Genomic DNA, 17,457 nt, shown 5'->3' with positions numbered 1-17,457 from the left:
ATATATATATCAGCCTGTCGGCAATAGAATTTAGTGATCGTTTAGCGGGATTTGTTCCGGCTAATGGTTCTGGACGCTATATGTATATTAATGAATTGAAGTGTAAATTGTAATTACATAATCAACATAAATATATAAAAGCGTCCTTATCGGGACGCTTTTTTTGTTTTTCGAGGATTGCAAAAACACTTCGGCCAAAGCTTTGAGACTACTTAGTAAGTCAAGTTTCATCGTTTAATAATATAATTTAGATCGTTTAGTATGACCGAAAATGATAAAAAATAACTTTTGACCAAAAAAAATCAAAAAAATAATTGACCAAATTGTATATGATAAAATTAAATAATGAAATATAATCTTGAAAAGTAATCTGATGAGAGACAGTCATTTGATACAAACAGAGATCTGCACAAGTATGCGGACAGGTATTTCCATGTTTTTATTTAGCAAATAAATAGCTGATTGTCAGTAAATTAATCTTAAAAAGGATTTGGATAATTGATATTTTAACATATATATTTGCAGAAGAAATTCTTATGATAGAGTTTCAAACAATACTGATTTAACAACAATGATTTCAATATATAATACAACAAACAAAATGGATTTTAAATTTAACTCATATAGCGTAGAATTACAGGCCTCAGCATTCGGTTCGGGATGTTTGACTATACAGGTGCATGAATACAGGCAATAGGATAGATATGTCTTATTGAACTTCATGAAGCACCTTTAATCGGGTGCTTTTTTTATGCCTAAAAATGATTCAAAGGCTCAAAGTAACAAAGTAAATTAAACGGGATGACTTGGTGTCTTTGCAAAACATTAATAAAGGGTTGAGTTCGAAATCAGACAACCGTAATTAGAAATAGGTTTAAACAAGATTTAAGAATGAGTAAAAAGAAGTTTACGTATGAGCATCATTCTGGTCATACAAATATAAATAGGTTTAGTGAGCATCTGTTTGCTCTGGTAGAAGAGATGAATTCGAAGCTCATTAAACGATGGAATAAAAAGGTAAGTTCAGGGATAATGTATATCATTTTGATGATTTTTCTCTGGCAAAGCAAGGATGCTTTTAAAGCTTGTAGATAAGGGATTCCCAGAATTCCTGTATTTCTCTGAGATTATCCGGAATTCCCCAAAAAAAACAATATTATGAATAACAATACATTAGAAAAATATAAAAAAGCGATTAGAGCAAAATATGAGATAGAAAAAGAAGGCGAGTACTTTGATTATTTGTACAGTCCGTCTCGTGGAAAACTTCGTGACTTTTGTTGGCTTATTTTTGAGAATAATGCAACTCAGGATGACTTAAATGTTTTTAGAAATTTATTTTCTTTAGATTTTGATCATACCAAAAAGAATAAGTTTAAGGAACAAAGAGATAAGTTTAGACCTATCGAAACCTTCTTTAAAGGCGAAACAGATCCGTCGAATATTGACGCAATAAATCTGGCAGCAATTATGGTTGATTTTCAACCGCGTCCTTTTAAAAAGTTTAATGCAATCTGTAGAGCTGAGGAAGCAAAACAGATTGATAATAGCTATAAAGCGGAGTCAGTTATTGGTGCTGAGAAAAAAGACAGCATGATAGAGCGATTTGTAGAAAATGAAAAGTCAGGAGAACATCCTAAACAAGGGAATCTGTTTTCAAATTTTGCCAGTCTATTTTCAAAAAAGATAGGTCAGAAGATATATCCTGGAAAATCAATTACGTTTTCGAGTGGTTAGAACGATATTGTTTAATTGAAGGAAATCTTCGTGAAGTAAAAAAGGCTGTCTTTGTAGACAGCCTTTTCATTTGGTTATATTATTTTGATTAATTATGATCGTAGATTTTTAGATAAAGATCTTTATAAATTTCTTTGATAATTTTACGTTTCAGTTTTAAAGTAGGAGTTAGTTGGCCGCCATCGATAGACCAAACATCAGGAGTAAGCTCAAAACGTTTGATTTTTTCCCAATGACCAAATTTTTCATTGATTCCTTCAACCTCTTCGTCAATACGTTTGATGACATCAGGATTTGCGCTGATTTCCTTATCAGTACTTCCTAAAGTTATTTTGTGCAATCTTGCCCATTCTTTTACAAATTCAAAATTAGGCTGAATAAAAGCTGCCGGCATTTTTTCGCCTTCACCAATTACCATGATCTGCTCAATAAAACGAGATTGTTTCATTGCATTTTCAATCAATTGAGGAGCAATATATTTTCCGCCTGAAGTCTTGAACATTTCTTTTTTACGATCTGTAATTTTCAGGAAACCTTCGCTGTCAATTTCACCAATATCTCCTGTATGAAAATAACCGTCTTGCAAAGCTTCGGCAGTTTTTTCATCATCTTTAAAGTAACCCAACATTACATTTGGTCCTTTGCAAAGGATCTCGCCATCCTGAGCGATTTTAACTTCGACGTTGCGAATTACTTTTCCAACAGTTCCTATTTTAAAACCTTTATTTCTCTGATCATTTACAGCAATTACCGGCGATGTTTCAGATAAACCGTAACCTTCCATAACCGGAATTTCGGCAGCAGCAAAAACTCTCGTTAATCGTGGTTGTAGTGCAGCACTTCCTGAAACCATTAATTCTAAATTTCCTCCCAAACCTTCTTTCCATTTACTGAAAATAAGTTTACGGGCAATTTTTAACTGAAATTCATACCAAAAGCCATTAGCTCCGTATGGTTCATATTTTAAGCCTAAATCGATCGCCCAGAAAAATAGTTTTTTCTTGATACCGGTTAATTCACCACCTTTTGCATAAATTTTATCGTAAACCTTTTCTAAAAGCCTCGGTACAGCCGTAATCACTGTTGGACGAACTTCTTTCAGGTTATCACTAATTTTATCGATTGATTCTCCAAAATAAACAGATACTCCGTAAAATTGGTAGATGTACAAAATCATTCTTTCAAAAATATGGCAAATAGGTAAAAAACTTAATGCCGTACTTTTTCCCGGATCAAACGGAATTCTTGGTGCGCTGTCTAAAACATTCGACACAATATTTTTGTGCGAAAGCATAACACCTTTAGGCCTTCCGGTTGTTCCGGAAGTATAAATAATAGTGGCAAGATCATCAGTATGAATACTGTCTTTTCTGGCATCGACCTCGCTTTGATTGCTGCTGTCTTCACCAAGAGCCAACAAATCTGTCCAATGTTTGCAACCTGCAATTTCGTCAAACGAATAAACCTCTTTTAAGGTTGGTACATTTGCTTTTATCGCATTTACTTTGTCAAGAACTTCTTTATCAGACACAAAACAGTAAATACTGCCACTGTGGTTTAATATATATTCGTAATCTTCTTCGGCAATTGTGGGATAGATGGGAACGTTTTGCGCTCCGGTTTGCAAAATACCAATATCCATGATATTCCACTCTGTACGATTGTTCGAAGTAATCAAGGCAATTTTATCATCTTTTTGAACGCCCATACGTAATAATGCTCTCGAAACAGCATTAGCTTTTGCAATATATTCCTGGCTAGATGTTTTTTCCCAGACTCCATTTTTTTTGGTTGCTAATGCAACCGGAAGGTTATAAGTTTCTTGTTGATAATAGGGAAAATCAAAAAGGCGTGTGATTGAAACCATGTTTAATATATTGAATTTTATCGCAAATTAAATAAAAATTAGCTATAATTTTTAATTTTATACAATTTTATGGGAAAAATTATAGGTAATATAGAAATTCTACGAAAACGTTTTCTTTTTTATAGAGAAATTTACAAAAAAACAAGAAATGTTTAATATTTGAGCCTTAATTATTGTACGTTGTAGTCTACATATTCTTTTACTCTTTCTCCCATTAAGAACATTTTTTTCTTAGTAAAATGAATAGAAAATTGAGAATAAATCCAGGCATCGCTATCATTGGTTCTGTACCAAAATGTATACGTAGCACTATTGAAGCCCTCTTTAAAAACAGGAATCCCTTCATCTGTACATTCGATTCCCCAATTGATCTTTTTTTTGCTTAAATCGTCTGCCTGAATAACTCCGGTCCCATCTGGATTCAACAACGTCATTGGCTCTTTTTGTCCTGTAGGAATATAAGTTCCCGGAACAGGATAACCAATTGTAGTGGTAATAAAATGATCGCGACCGTTGTAGGTAATTTGATCTACGTGAACTTGCGAATGAGATTGTGTGGCAACAAAAAATAACGTAATAAATAGTAAATGTATTGATTTCATTCTATGTAGGTTTAAGTGTTTTTGGAAACGCAAAAAAAAATCAGTGGTAGAATTTTTTTGGCGAATATACTTCAAATTTCGATAGAAAAATGAATCCAAATTACAAGAATGAGTTTTTTTATTGAGATGTAATAATTACTCCGTCGAAAATTGATTTTCTAATAGTTTTTCTTTAAAATCTGACTTAAAAGTATAAGCAAAAGTTAGCATCAATGCACGGGTATCAGATTTAGAAGTTCGGTTGTTACTAAACAACAACGTATTGTTTTTGAAACCACTTTCTAGTGTGTTAAACATATCTGTAACCACTAATCCTAAACGGGCATTTCCTTTTCCCAGTTTTTGCTGAAAACCCATGTCTACATTATAGATCGGAATTCTTTTTCCTTGCGGAGTTGCCAATGCAGAGTTGTAATTGCCTATTATTTGTAGTTTTCCGCCTTTCCAGGGAACAAAATTATTAATGATTTTTCCGTACCAGCTAAAAGCACTCTTAACAACATCCTGAGCCAGATTAGACGCATTGATGTTTTGCTCAAAAGCTGTTATACTAATATTTGCATCATAAAAGCCAATAGGTTTCACGCTAAAGATAGTTTCTAAACCATACGTAATAGTGCTACCAATGTTTTGGGGTTGCAGGAAAATCACACCATTGTCTTGCAATTGTGCATATTGTTTGATCGTATTGGTTGCATTTCTGTAAAAAGCATTCGTAGAAAACGAATATTTCGATCCTTCTAAGTTGTAGCTCATCTCGGCAATATGAATAATTTCGGGTTTTAGGTACGGGTTTCCGCCATGAGGATTTAAGGCATCTGTAATATCTACAAACGGATTTAATTCATCCAAATCCGGACGATTGATACGCTTGCTGTATCCAATTTTTAAAAATCCATCAGATGTCAAATTCATTTGCAATGATGCAGATGGAAAAAGTTTCAGGTAGTGATTGGAGAAATCATCACTGTTATTTTGCGTTTTTCCATTGTTTGAAACCTGTTCTGCACGTAAGCCTAAATTGTATTTCCATTTTGGGTTTTCTTTGTCACCAATAAACGAATTTAGCAAACCGTAAACCGCGTTTATTTGTTCATTATATCGAAAACCATTGCTCGCCAGAGGATTAATAACATATTCGTTATTAGTTTTGTCGGCGCTTTGAAAATCGGAATTAAAAAAACGGAATGTTCCCTTGTAGCCCGTTTCTATAACTGATTTTTCAGACACAGGAAGGGCATAATTTACAATAGCATTTGATATGTTTTCATGTTCGTAATTATGTGTTCTTTGCAAAAAAGCATCGCCCATTTGTGCCTCATATTGATCATAATTGTAGGTGTCTATATTGGTGTTTTCACGATGTTTATTAAAAGAAGACGTAATACTTGCGTTGAGGTTTTTTCGATCGTCAGCAAATTTCCTGTCGTAGCTAAACGCCAGTTCTCCCACTTTTGATCGCTCTAATTCTAATGAATGCCTGATATTGTTCGAGAAAAATGCATTTGTGCTCGTGTTTACCTGTGTATGCAACGTTTCGTCATTATCCTGACTTTCCATATTTCCTAAAGCCTCAAATGAAAAATTATTTCGTTCGTTTGGAGAGAAATCAATATTAAATTTTAAATTCTGTAAACCTTCCGTTCGTTCATCATTTCTGTCCTGATTGATAAAGTGCTCATCATCAATAAAATTGTTGATTCTTTCTCCTTTTATTTTTTTGGTCCTGCCTGCAAAACGATTGTCATAAGCCAAACCAAAATTCCATTTTTCTGTTTTCTGATTCAAAAGTACAGAACTGTTCAATCTGCCTTTTGCGCCAAATCCGCTGCCTAAAACAACAGCACCATTCATCCCGCTTTGATTGTTTTTTTTAAGTTTGATATTGATGATTCCGCTTTCCGCATTTGCATCGTATTTGGCCGTAGGATTGCTGATAACTTCAATGCTTTCAATGCTGCTTGCTGGGATTTGATCCATATTGGTAATTGCTGAATTCTTGCCGTTAATCAAAATCATAGGCGATTTTCCTCTCAGCGTTATTCCGCCGTCAGCATCAACAGCTACAGTGGGAATACTTTTGAGCATATCTGTCGCAGTTCCTCCGGATTGCGAAATATTCGAAACAGCATTAAAAACAAANNTGTAGAATCAGTTGTATTTTTTAAAATCACATCTACAAATTCTACGGCACTTTTTCCGTCAGAAACACTTCCTTTTAGAGAAGCGATTTTTTGACTAAAACAAAGTTGACTTACAGTAAATAAAAGTAGTAATAACGACAGGTTTTGTTTCCATTTTTTCATAAGGCAAAGATATTTATCCGGATAAACAGAGGTATAAAAAGCGGCTTAAGATATCATTAAATTAGTCTTAGAGCGGTTTAAAGAAAAAATAGAAGAATAAAAAAAAGGGTGTTTTTCCCTATAATAAACAGGAAATAACCTTATAAAATTTACAAGAGTCTGATATAGTTTTGTCTTATCAAAATGCGTAAGCCGAAAAGCAAACGAGTAGGCATTATTTTAAATTTAAGTATTATGGTAACTATTTTTTATGGATTACTTGGAATATGCGGAACATTGTATCCGGGTTGGTGGAAACGTTTTTTAAAATTCCCGCCACCACCATCGCCAGATCCGGAACCATGGTGGTACATTGGGGTTATTGGTCTGGGAGCAGTTATAGGATTATCCACTGGAATATTGTTTCAGGGAAGAATTTTAGAAGATCAGTTTTTTGCCGGACAAGCAGCAATAGCTTCCGGTTTAGTAGCTTTTTCATCTGCCAGTATCGTAACGGGTATCGTCTCTTCGTTTAAGCGATAAACCTTTTAAACAAAAAAAAATGCCTCGACATAGGGATAGCGTCGGGGCATTTTTTTTGTATAGTAAAATATATATTTTTAGATTTTCTCAATCCATTTTCTTGCATTTACAAAAGCTTCATGCCAAGGCGAAACCTCGTCGTTTCTGTCTTTTGGATAATTAGCCCAGTTCCATTGAAAAGTAGAACGCTCAATATGTGGCATCATTACCAAATGTCTTCCGGTTTTATCACACATCATTGCTGTGTTATAATCAGATCCGTTAGGATTTGCAGGATATCCTTCATAAGCATATTTAGAAACAATGTTGTAGTTTTCTTCGGCAAGCGGTAAGTTAAATTTTCCTTCTCCGTGAGAAACCCAAACTCCTAAAGTGCTTCCTGCTAATGTAGATAACATTACAGAGTTGTTTTCCTGAACTTTTACAGAGGTAAAAATACTTTCGTGTTTCTGGCTTTCGTTATGCAGCATTTTTCCGTGTACTTCATGTTCCGGATTAATTACCTCAAGTTCCATAAACAATTGGCAACCATTGCAAATTCCAACAGATAATGTGTCTTCTCTTTTAAAGAATTTATCCAAAGCTGTTTTTGCTTTTTCGTTGTATAAAAATGCTCCCGCCCAACCTTTGGCAGAACCTAAAACATCTGAGTTAGAGAATCCTCCAACTGCACCAATAAACTGAATGTCTTCTAGGGTTTCACGACCGGAAATTAAATCGGTCATGTGAACATCTTTTACATCAAATCCTGCCAAGTACATAGCATTTGCCATTTCGCGCTCAGAATTACTTCCTTTTTCACGAATAATAGCGGCTTTTGGTCTCTCGACTTCACTCGAGATGACAGGCTTTTTACCAGTGAAATGTGCTGGGAAAGTATATTGTAAAACCTGATTTTTATAGTTTTCAAAACGTGCCTGAGCTCTTCCGTTTTTAGATTGTTTCTGATCTAATAAATAAGAAGTTTCGAACCAGATATCTCTGTAAGTTGGGATATCTAATTTGTAATCACCAAACTCTAAAGTTGCAGTTTCCTGAACCGAACCAATTTTGAAGAATTCGATATTGTTTGCGTTTAATTTAGCTTCAACAGCTGCATCTGATTTTGCCTGAAAAACGATTCCGATGTTTTCTGCGAAAAGGATTTTCAATAAGTCTTTTTCGGCAAAGGCACTGAAATCAATTTTAGCTCCAAGGTTTACATCAGCAAAACACAATTCTAATAAAGTAGTGATCAAACCGCCACTTCCGATATCGTGACCTGCCAAAATTTGGTTCTCACCAATTAATTCCTGGATGGTATTAAATGCATTTTTAAAGAAAGAAGCATCCTTAATTGTCGAAGTTTCTTTTCCTATTGTGTTTCTGATTTGTGCAAAAGAAGAACCTCCTAATTTAAAATCATCCTGAGATAAGTTGATATAATAAATAGAATCTCCGTTTTTCTGTAAAACAGGTTCCACCACTTTTCTAATATCTGTACAGTTTCCTCCGGCGGAAATAATAACCGTTCCCGGCGCAATTACTTCGTCGTTTGGATATTTTTGTTTCATCGATAGTGAATCTTTTCCTGTTGGAATATTGATTCCCAATTCGATTGCAAATTCAGAACAACCTTCAACAGCAGCGTATAAACGAGCGTCTTCACCTTCGTTTTTACAAGCCCACATCCAGTTTGCAGATAATGAAATTCCTTTTAAACCCTCTTTAATCGGTGCCCAAACAATGTTTGATAACGATTCTGCAATAGCATTTCGACTACCTGCAACCGGATCAATCAAAGCAGCAATAGGAGCGTGGCCAATAGAAGTTGCAATACCTTCTTTACCTAAATAATCCAGTGCCATAACCCCAACATTATTCAAAGGCAATTGAAGCGGTCCTGCATTTTGTTGTTTGGCAACTTTTCCGCCCACACAACGGTCCACTTTATTCGTTAACCAGTCTTTAGAACCAACTGCTTCTAAACGTAAAACGTCTTTTAAATATTTTTCAAAATCTCCTGCGTTGTAAGCAACATCAGCATATTTTCTATCGATAGTTTTGTCGTTCATAATCGTTTTAGGAGAACTTCCAAAGAAATCTTCCAAAGCATAATCCATCGGTTTTGAACCGTTTGATTTAGATTCGAAAGTAAAACGGTGATCTCCCGTAACGTCTCCAACCTGATACATTGGCGAACGCTCTCTGTCTGCAATTCGTTGCAAAATAGCAATGTCTTTTTGACCAATCACCAATCCCATTCTTTCCTGAGATTCGTTACCAATAATTTCTTTTGCAGAAAGTGTAGGATCTCCAACAGGCAATTTATCCAAATCGATTAATCCGCCAGTTTCCTCTACCAATTCCGAAAGACAGTTTAAGTGTCCTCCAGCTCCGTGATCGTGAATCGAAACAATTGGGTTGTGATCGCTTTCTACTAAACCACGAATCGCGTTTGCAGCACGTTTTTGCATTTCAGGGTTGGAACGTTGTATTGCATTTAACTCGATTCCTGAACCAAAAGCACCAGTATCTGCAGATGAAACCGCAGCACCACCCATCCCGATTCTATAATTTTCGCCACCCAGAATTACGATTTTATCGCCTTCTTGTGGTTTCTTTTTTATCGCCTGATCCAATTTTCCGTAACCAATTCCGCCCGCTTGCATGATTACTTTATCGTAACCAATTTTACGGTCGTTTTCCTGATGTTCGAAAGTTAAAACGGATCCTGTAATAAGCGGTTGACCAAATTTATTTCCAAAATCAGAAGCTCCATTAGAAGCTTTGATCAAAATATCCATTGGTGTCTGGTACAACCATTTTCTTTCTTCAACCGCATTTTCCCATTTTCTGTCGTCCTGAGCGGAGTCGAAGGATTTTAAACGAGAATAGGAAGTCATGTAAACCGCAGTTCCTGCCAATGGCAAAGAACCCTGACCACCTGCCAGACGGTCACGAATTTCTCCACCAGAACCTGTTGCAGCTCCGTTGAAAGGCTCTACAGTTGTAGGGAAATTGTGTGTTTCTGCTTTTAGAGATAAAACCGAATCAAATTCTTTTATCTCGTAATAATCTGGTTTGTCGGCAGTTTTTGGTGCAAACTGCTGCACTTTTGGTCCTTTTACAAAAGCAACGTTGTCTTTGTAAGCAGATACAATATCGTTAGGGTTTTCCTGTGATGTTTTTTTGATTAATTTAAAAAGAGAAGTTTCTTTTTCTTCGCCATCAATTACAAAAGTTCCGTTGAAGATTTTGTGACGACAGTGTTCTGAATTCGCTTGTGAGAAAGCAAAAATCTCAGAATCGGTTAACTTTCTTCCCAGTTTTACAGCAAGATTGTCTAAATAATCTACTTCTTCCTGGCTTAAAGCCAAACCTTCTGCTTTGTTGTAAGTAGCAATATCATCGATTTCCAGAATAGGTTCCGGCTGAACGTTGATAGTGAAAATCTCCTGATCTAATTGATTGAATTTTTGAGAAAGCATCGGATCAAAATCCGTGAAATCTTCCGTTGCCGGATGAAATTCTTCAATTCTGATAATGCCCGGAATTCCCATGTTTTGAGTAATTTCTACAGCATTTGTACTCCAGGGTGTGATCATTGTGGCACGAGGACCAACAAAAAAATCCGGCAGTGCGGATTTTTCGATCTTATTAGAGTTGGCAAAAAGCCAGTTTAGTTTTGAAATGTCTTGAGCCGAAATTTCGTTTTGCGTTTGTACGGCAAAAACAGTTTTGCTTTGGTTTTCAAAGAAATGGATCATTGTTTTGTGTAGTTTGTTGTATTGAGGTGCAAATTTAGTGTAAATAAATAGCAAGCGCAAATTTGAAAACAAACTCTTTAGAAAAAAATAAAGATGTTTTTTACGATATATGAAAAGGTGCATAATGTGTAGAGATGCGCAGCAGTGCATCTTCTTGTGTACAAGGTTTTCTCACAAACGCATAAAGTTTTTTTGTTTCATGCAGATTTGGCATATTAAGCAGATTACAAAACGGAATAAAAAATTTATGCAGATTTAGGATAAAATTCGAATCAATATAAATCTGCGGAAATCATTTAGTTAGCTTTATATCTGCCTTATCTGCTCAATTTGCGTAAAAAAAAATTCAAGTATTTGCATAAAAAAAGCGGCAATAGTGCCGCTTTTAAATTTAGTAATCATTCGTTTTTAGTTAATTGATAATGATTTTTTTACTAAAAATTTCAGAACCTTTTTTAATACGAACAATGTAAACGCCTTTTGGCAAATTATTTATCGCAGATAATGAATCTGTGGTGTTTGATTTCTCGAATACCTTTTGACCTAGCAATGAAATTATCTCGATAGAATACGGTGAATCTGTATTGGCAAAATAAATAGTAAAGTTTCCGTTTGACGGATTTGGATATAAAACAAGTCCTTTTAATGCTGTACCAGTCTCTTCTTCTGTTTCGATAGATGCAACACTTAAGGTTTTGGCCCCCAGGTTTGAGCATGTATCGGTACTATAAGAATCCCATTGTGTGCTTAGGTTAAATGTTGTCGATGGAGCCGTTACGGTCGATTTTCTTCTTAAAGTAACATCAGCCGCAAAGTTGGCAGTTCCGCCATTAAAAGTTCCAATAATGTCTATTAAAACCCCATTTTTGAATAGTCCAACGGCATCATTACCGTTAAAAGTCAATTCAGTTGCAGTTGTAGAAATATTGGCTAAACTCGTAGCAAAACAGCTAGATGACATCGAACTGTTTACGATTGTAAATTTACTTCCGGTAGCCAGCGTTCCGCTTAAGGCTAAACCTGTGCTCCATGCACCGGCACCATTCGTTTGTTTTTTTACCGTATAAGCAGATAAACTTACAGAAGCACCTGTATTATTGGCAATTTCTAAAGCTTTATTGTTTCCTGAACCCTCTATGTATTCAGAAAAAAGTAACTCTGTTGCTGTTCCTCCTGTTCCTCCGCTGCTGTTGGTTGTTACGGCAATTGTGCTACTTGATGCCGAGGTGTTTCCGGCAGCATCTTTTGCCGTTACATTAATATTGTAACTCGTCGAAGCTGTTAATCCGGTAATAGTAGCTGTTAAACTTGTAACAGTGGTTTTTAAAACTCCGTTTGAATAAACGTTATAACCGGTAACCCCAACATTATCTGTCGAAGCATTCCAGGAAACAGTAATAGAAGTTGCTGTTTTTGCAGTCGATGCTAAACCTGTAGGAGCCGTTGGAGCTTGCGTATCTGAAGATGGACTCCAGATTTGATTTACATATTCCGGGTGATCTATATATGGATTTCGGTTGTTTTGACGCGCGTAGATGGCATTGTTTCTGGCAATTTCTCTCGCGCTTACAGGATCTTGTGCATTCCAGCTTAAAAGGATGCTTAAAAATGCAGCTGTAAATACTTTATTGCTTGAGCCATCAAACATTGCGTATGAATATCCTGCAACGGTATTTTCGTAACGGGTTGCAAAATAAAAGTACATTCTGGCAATGTCTCCTTTAAACTCGTTGATAGGTTCAAAAACAGTTCCTGAATATCCGGATGTAGAATTTGGACCTAATTTTCCGCCATTTTGAGAGATATAAGTTGGTGTGCTTACCACGCCATGAGGGTAGTTAGATCGAACGCCGTTTACTTTTCCGTCTGTTGGAGTAATAAAATGCGCATCGGCAACCATAGGCGATTGTTCATTAAATACAGATTGCGGAATGATGTGTTCTCTATTGTAACAATCTCCTTCTGCAGAGTAATTTCCGCAGCGCTGTGTGCTTCCGGTAGTATAATTGTAAGGATCTGTTCCGGATGGATTTTCAGAATACATGTCTAAAACAGTTCCGTCATTCTCGTAAAAATTATCAACATCAGAGGTTTGATAAGTCGTATACAAACCTGCATATCCATTATCAGTATGTCCTTTAATAATGTTGTACAATTGTGTTTTTAAAGTGTAACCGGTTCCGGTTGCTGTGTTGTAATAACCAGACGGAATTTGAGCAAAACCAATGGTAACAAACATCAAGAAGAGCAATGAGTAGTTTTTTTTCATAAAAATAGTTTAAAATTTGGGTTGTTAATAAGTTGAATTTTAGGTTTTTATTCAATTATTGTGTCAAAAATACTACTTTTAGGAATACGCTACGTTAAGTGATGTTTAATTTTAGAAAAATTTTCTTACGGATGTCTTTTTTGTTCTCTATTTAGGAAATGCTGCGCTTTGATAGGCACCTAAATCGGGAGGAGAGGTTCTGGTTTTGCCAATAATATCGAGCGGAATAGTATAGGCCTGATTCCCTTTTGCAAAAGCAGGAGAGGTATTATCGATATTGAATTTATTTAGGTTCACATTAAAAAACTTTGGGTTTTCGTTTAAAATGATTTGGTTGTAATGCACCACATCTGTTTTAAACTGATAATCAGGATTTGAACTGGAACTGCTAAATTTGAGTAAACAATTGTTTAATTGATAAACAAATGCTGCGTTTGCATTTTTATTCAGATTAAATTCGTTTGAACCGGAACCATAAATAATACAGTTATTAAAAGTTGCCTGAGTCAAAGGATTTGTTTCGGGCGTTGCACCTGCCAGACTGTTGCTTAAATTCACTGCATACTGTGCACTACTTTGCCAATTGTTATTGAAAGTACAATGTGTAAAAATATAATTACCGCCATAAACACAGGATAAACCCGCTAAACCGCTATAGTTAATTACGATATTTTCTCCGTTTATAAAGGCATTTTGAGCCAGGATTCCATATTCGGCACAATTATAAATCTGTGTGTTTTTGATTTGAATTGTGGTGCTGTTATCCGGTTTTTTAAAGTTTAAACCTGTAACAGCATTTTTTAAGGTAAGATGATTAACCGAATGATTTTTACTTCCGTTTGCCAGTATGACCGAATTCCATTGTCCGGGAATATCATCGTAAAGGGATTCTAATCGATCGCCTTCAAAAATGACTTCATTCTCTAGTTTTTCCGTCGCAGATACCGCTCCATTAATTTGAAGCGATGCTTTATTGTCTACATAAAGTCCTGAATTTGCGTGAAAAAACACGCGTGCTCCGGCTTCAAAAGTCACGGTTTTATTTTCGGGAACTCCGGCAAATCCATATATTACATAAGGTTTCTGCTTGGTAAAAAGTAGCTCATTACCGTTTACAGCATCGTTTTCATCCAGATAAAAACCATCAACATCTTTACCGTCAATCTTAATTTTTTCTTTGGTTCCGTCAGCATTTTGTTTTGGATATAAAAAAACAGCATCCTGGATCAGTGTAACCAAAGCGACTTCCTGTAGATTGGCGCCGCTGTCAAACTGAAGTTGATCAGTATATAAAAAATCAGTTGGATTTGCATCTGTAATATCTGCTGTAGTTTCTATAAAAATATACAAGCTGTCTTTGGACAAAAGGGTAACATCCTTAAAAATTTTGCCACTGTTTCCGTTGCTTCCGTCAACCGTCATTCTGTATTTAGAACTCAATCCTTTTTTGAATTGGATTGTTGGAATCGAAATATCATTTTTACTTCGGTTATACACTTTAAGCTGATAGGTACTGGAACCAATGTTCTTAAAAACAGTATCTAAATACACCGTATCTTTAGAAAATTTTAAATCTCCGGAACTGGCAACGGTATCAAAATCAGTTCGGCAAGAACTGGCTGCTAAAAGTATTCCGAAAATGAAGAGTATAAAGTATTGACGCATTTGAATATGTTTTTTTTTTTTTTNNGAAACAAAATCATTTTAATCTTAATAATTTTATCTAACTCTTTTTAATTATTTTTTTGAAATATCAACTCTTTACTTCGTCTGTTCGCTATCGCTCGGTTGTCAAAGTCTTAAAAATACGTTCTTAAAATCTGTATTAAACTGTGGCTATATCTTTTATTAAAATATATAGCTGTGCTAATTATTGTTTTTGTAAAAATAGCAAAAAACTTACACGTTTGAAGATGATTTTTAATTTAGAATTGGATTTTCTAATTTGTATCTCTTCTTTTCTTTAATTTTACGATTTTAAAGCTTAATTTAAATGAATTATACAAAAGAGCAGATTTTAGCGCGTTGCAACGAATTTTCTAAGAACACGCTAATGGAAACGCTAAAAATCGAATATATAGACGCTGGCGAAGATTTCCTGACAGCAAAAATGCCTGTAAATCCTTCTGTTCATCAGCCAATGGGACTTTTGCACGGAGGTGCATCTGTAGCCTTGGCAGAGAGTGTGGGCAGTGCGGCATCCTTTTTTTTTATAAACCCAAAAGAACAAGAAGTACGCGGAATTGAAATTTCGGCAAATCACTTAAAAAGCATTCGTGAAGGCTGGGTTTTTGGTACAGCGAGAATTATTCATAAAGGAAGAAGTATTCATCTTTGGGAAATTAAAATTACTGATGAAGCCGGAAATCTGATTTCGCTTTGCAAACTGACGAATATGGTTTTGGAGAAAAAGAAAACTGAATAGAAAATATGAATGACTTTTTTTCTAAAATAAAAAAACATTACGAAAAGCACTTGCCTTTTGTAATGTATTCCAAACCTAATTCTAAAAATATTGTTGCGTTTTTACAGCAAAACGATACTTTATATAAAATCTCAAATTATAAAGAAAAAGGATTTGTTTTTGCTTCTTTTGATGAAAAACAATTGGTTTTAATTCCGGAGAATGAATCTGAAATCATAACGGCAAAACAAGAAGAGACTACTTTTGAAACGATTGAAATCGAAGAGCTAAGTTTTGATATAGCAGCTAAGGAACATTATGAGAATATAGTTTCTAAAGGAATCGAAGCGATTAAAAACGACGAATTTAAAAAAGTTGTTTTATCAAGAAGCGAAATCGTTGATCTGACCGGATTTGATTTTGTGACTACTTTTCAGCATTTGATTCAATTGTACCCAACGACTTTTTCATATTGTTTTTTTCATCCTGAAATTGGATTTTGGATGGGAGCTACGCCGGAACAATTGCTAAAAGCAAACGGAAATGTTTTTGAAACAATGGCTTTGGCAGGAACGCAAAAGGCAATGCTGGAAACCGATATTTTGTGGCAGCAAAAAGAGAAAGACGAGCAACAGTATGTTACTGATTTTATTGTAAAAAGGTTGCGCGAAGTAGCCTCGTCTGTAGATATAACAGAACCTTATAGTGTAAAAGCAGGATCGATCTGGCATATTAAAACAGATATTTCAGGAGTTCTAAACGATAATTCGACCCTCGAGGAAGTAATAGACACTTTGCACCCCACACCTGCGGTTTGTGGCTTGCCAAAGAAAAAAGCAAAAGCATTTATTATAGAAAACGAAAATTACGACAGGACTTTTTATACCGGTTTCCTGGGCGAATTAAACAGCAGTTTTGCGAATAATGAAAGTAGTTCTGATTTATTTGTAAATTTACGCAGTATGCAAATTAAGGAAAATAAAGCCATTTTGTACATGGGCTGCGGAGTTACAAAAGAAAGTATTCCTGAAAAAGAATGGGAGGAAAGCGTCAATAAATCAATGACGATGAAAAGAGTTTTGAAAAGAGTTAAAGAAAAATAAGTTTACAGTCGCAGTCACAGTTTTCAGTTTTACTGGGACCGCAAACTGCGATTGTAAACTGCGACTAAAAATAAAAAAGATGAAGTTAGATATATTAGCCTTTGGGGCACATCCTGATGATGTAGAATTGGGTTGCGCCGGAACGATTTTAAAAGAAGTATCACTAGGAAAAAAAGTAGGTATTGTAGATTTAACGCGTGGTGAGTTAGGAACCCGCGGAACTGCTGAAACCAGAGATCAGGAAGCAAAAGATGCAGCAAGGATTTTAGGGGTTTTGGTTCGTGAAAATTTAGCGATGCGCGATGGTTTTTTTGCCAATGACGAAAAGCATCAGTTAGAAGTCATTAAAATGATTCGAAAATATAAACCTGAAATTGTATTGTGTAATGCCATTGAGGATCGCCATATCGATCACGGTAAGGGAAGCAAGTTAGTTTCTGATGCCTGTTTTTTATCCGGCTTGATGAAGATCGAAACATCGATTGATGGAGAAAATCAGGAGCCATGGAGACCAAAAGTGGTGTATCACTATATCCAGTGGAAAAACATACAGCCGGACTTTGTAGTCGATATTACAGGTTTTGAAGATAAAAAGGTAGCAGCAATTATGGCGTATAAAACACAGTTTTATGATCCGGAATCCAAAGAACCTGCAACACCTATCACGAGCAAAAACTTCTTGGAAAGTCTAAATTATCGTGCGCAGGACTTAGGAAGGTTAGTTGGCAAAGATTTTGCGGAAGGTTTCACTGTTGAAAGGTGTTTGGCAGTCAATAGTTTAGAAAATTTGATGTAATTTTTGTGAATTTTTTTCATTTTTTTCTTTGTAGAAGTAAACCTTTGTTGTATATTTGCAACCGCAAAGAAAAATGGTGGTTGTAGCTCAGCTGGTTAGAGT

At 35.4% G+C, this 17,457-nt stretch carries 11 protein-coding genes; 5 read left to right on the top strand and 6 right to left on the bottom strand.

From position 1 onward, the window contains the following. Positions 1-1,158 precede the first annotated feature (1,158 nt). Complete coding sequence (locus tag B0A64_RS22980; protein WP_089481803.1) at positions 1,159-1,737, top strand: hypothetical protein; 579 nt, start codon at positions 1,159-1,161, stop codon at positions 1,735-1,737. Between the two features lie 88 nt (positions 1,738-1,825). Here the strand turns inward: B0A64_RS22980 and B0A64_RS22975 are convergent, their stop codons facing one another. From B0A64_RS22975 to B0A64_RS22965, 3 genes are all read right to left on the bottom strand, one after another. Next, entirely contained in the window at positions 1,826-3,604 is a 1,779-nt protein-coding gene (locus tag B0A64_RS22975) for an AMP-dependent synthetase/ligase (RefSeq protein WP_089481802.1), read from the bottom strand. Positions 3,605-3,774: 170 nt separating this feature from the next. After that, positions 3,775-4,206 (bottom strand): hypothetical protein, encoded by a 432-nt coding sequence (locus B0A64_RS22970; RefSeq protein WP_089481801.1) that lies wholly within the window; start codon positions 4,204-4,206, stop codon positions 3,775-3,777. A gap of 135 nt (positions 4,207-4,341) precedes the next feature. Beyond that, complete coding sequence (locus tag B0A64_RS22965) at positions 4,342-6,294, bottom strand: TonB-dependent receptor domain-containing protein (RefSeq protein WP_244285475.1); 1,953 nt, start codon at positions 6,292-6,294, stop codon at positions 4,342-4,344. Positions 6,295-6,746: 452 nt separating this feature from the next. Here B0A64_RS22965 and B0A64_RS22960 point away from each other — a divergent pair, with 452 nt between their 5' ends. Continuing rightward, positions 6,747-7,034, top strand: coding sequence for a hypothetical protein (locus B0A64_RS22960; RefSeq protein WP_123875952.1), 288 nt, complete (start codon positions 6,747-6,749; stop codon positions 7,032-7,034). A 77-nt stretch (positions 7,035-7,111) separates the two neighbouring features. Here the strand turns inward: B0A64_RS22960 and purL are convergent, their stop codons facing one another. The 3 genes from purL to B0A64_RS22945 all read right to left on the bottom strand — a co-directional run bounded on the left by purL (position 7,112) and on the right by B0A64_RS22945 (position 14,717). Next, on the bottom strand, positions 7,112-10,906 hold the full coding sequence (gene purL / locus B0A64_RS22955) for a phosphoribosylformylglycinamidine synthase (RefSeq protein WP_262495545.1): 3,795 nt from the start codon (positions 10,904-10,906) through the stop codon (positions 7,112-7,114). Between the two features lie 289 nt (positions 10,907-11,195). Beyond that, positions 11,196-13,052 carry an endonuclease gene (locus B0A64_RS22950; RefSeq protein ID WP_089481798.1) on the bottom strand — a complete coding sequence of 619 codons (1,857 nt, stop codon included), beginning with the start codon at positions 13,050-13,052 and terminating at the stop codon, positions 11,196-11,198. 147 nt (positions 13,053-13,199) lie between these two features. Further along, the gene (locus B0A64_RS22945; RefSeq protein WP_089481797.1) at positions 13,200-14,717 is read right to left on the bottom strand and encodes a hypothetical protein; all 1,518 of its coding nucleotides are present in this window, start codon (positions 14,715-14,717) and stop codon (positions 13,200-13,202) included. A 328-nt stretch (positions 14,718-15,045) separates the two neighbouring features. Between B0A64_RS22945 and B0A64_RS22940 the strand changes: the two genes are divergently transcribed. From B0A64_RS22940 to bshB1, 3 genes are all read left to right on the top strand, one after another. Continuing rightward, positions 15,046-15,477 (top strand): PaaI family thioesterase, encoded by a 432-nt coding sequence (locus B0A64_RS22940; protein ID WP_055096087.1) that lies wholly within the window; start codon positions 15,046-15,048, stop codon positions 15,475-15,477. A gap of 5 nt (positions 15,478-15,482) precedes the next feature. Next, a complete protein-coding gene (locus tag B0A64_RS22935; RefSeq protein ID WP_089481796.1) occupies positions 15,483-16,559 on the top strand; it encodes a chorismate-binding protein in 1,077 nt (358 codons plus the stop codon). 79 nt (positions 16,560-16,638) lie between these two features. Continuing rightward, positions 16,639-17,355, top strand: coding sequence for a bacillithiol biosynthesis deacetylase BshB1 (gene bshB1 / locus B0A64_RS22930; protein WP_089481795.1), 717 nt, complete (start codon positions 16,639-16,641; stop codon positions 17,353-17,355). The last annotated feature ends 102 nt before the right edge of the window (positions 17,356-17,457 follow it).

The organism is Flavobacterium araucananum (assembly GCF_002222055.1).
Classification (GTDB): Bacteria; Bacteroidota; Bacteroidia; order Flavobacteriales; family Flavobacteriaceae; genus Flavobacterium; species Flavobacterium araucananum.
The sequence above is the reverse complement of the archived record's forward strand: the minus strand, read 5'-3'. Positions and strand labels throughout refer to the sequence as shown.

Excerpts from the sequence above, each read along its gene's own strand:
- B0A64_RS22980 (WP_089481803.1), top strand. The coding sequence starts at position 1,159 with ATGAATAACAATACATTAGAAAAATATAAAAAAGCGATTAGAGCAAAA.
- B0A64_RS22975 (WP_089481802.1), bottom strand. The coding sequence starts at position 3,604 with ATGGTTTCAATCACACGCCTTTTTGATTTTCCCTATTATCAACAAGAA.
- B0A64_RS22970 (WP_089481801.1), bottom strand. The coding sequence starts at position 4,206 with ATGAAATCAATACATTTACTATTTATTACGTTATTTTTTGTTGCCACA.
- B0A64_RS22965 (WP_244285475.1), bottom strand. The coding sequence starts at position 6,294 with ATGCTCAAAAGTATTCCCACTGTAGCTGTTGATGCTGACGGCGGAATA.
- B0A64_RS22960 (WP_123875952.1), top strand. The coding sequence starts at position 6,747 with ATGGTAACTATTTTTTATGGATTACTTGGAATATGCGGAACATTGTAT.
- purL (WP_262495545.1), bottom strand. The coding sequence starts at position 10,906 with ATGCACCTTTTCATATATCGTAAAAAACATCTTTATTTTTTTCTAAAG.
- B0A64_RS22950 (WP_089481798.1), bottom strand. The coding sequence starts at position 13,052 with ATGAAAAAAAACTACTCATTGCTCTTCTTGATGTTTGTTACCATTGGT.
- B0A64_RS22945 (WP_089481797.1), bottom strand. The coding sequence starts at position 14,717 with ATGCGTCAATACTTTATACTCTTCATTTTCGGAATACTTTTAGCAGCC.
- B0A64_RS22940 (WP_055096087.1), top strand. The coding sequence starts at position 15,046 with ATGAATTATACAAAAGAGCAGATTTTAGCGCGTTGCAACGAATTTTCT.
- B0A64_RS22935 (WP_089481796.1), top strand. The coding sequence starts at position 15,483 with ATGAATGACTTTTTTTCTAAAATAAAAAAACATTACGAAAAGCACTTG.
- bshB1 (WP_089481795.1), top strand. The coding sequence starts at position 16,639 with ATGAAGTTAGATATATTAGCCTTTGGGGCACATCCTGATGATGTAGAA.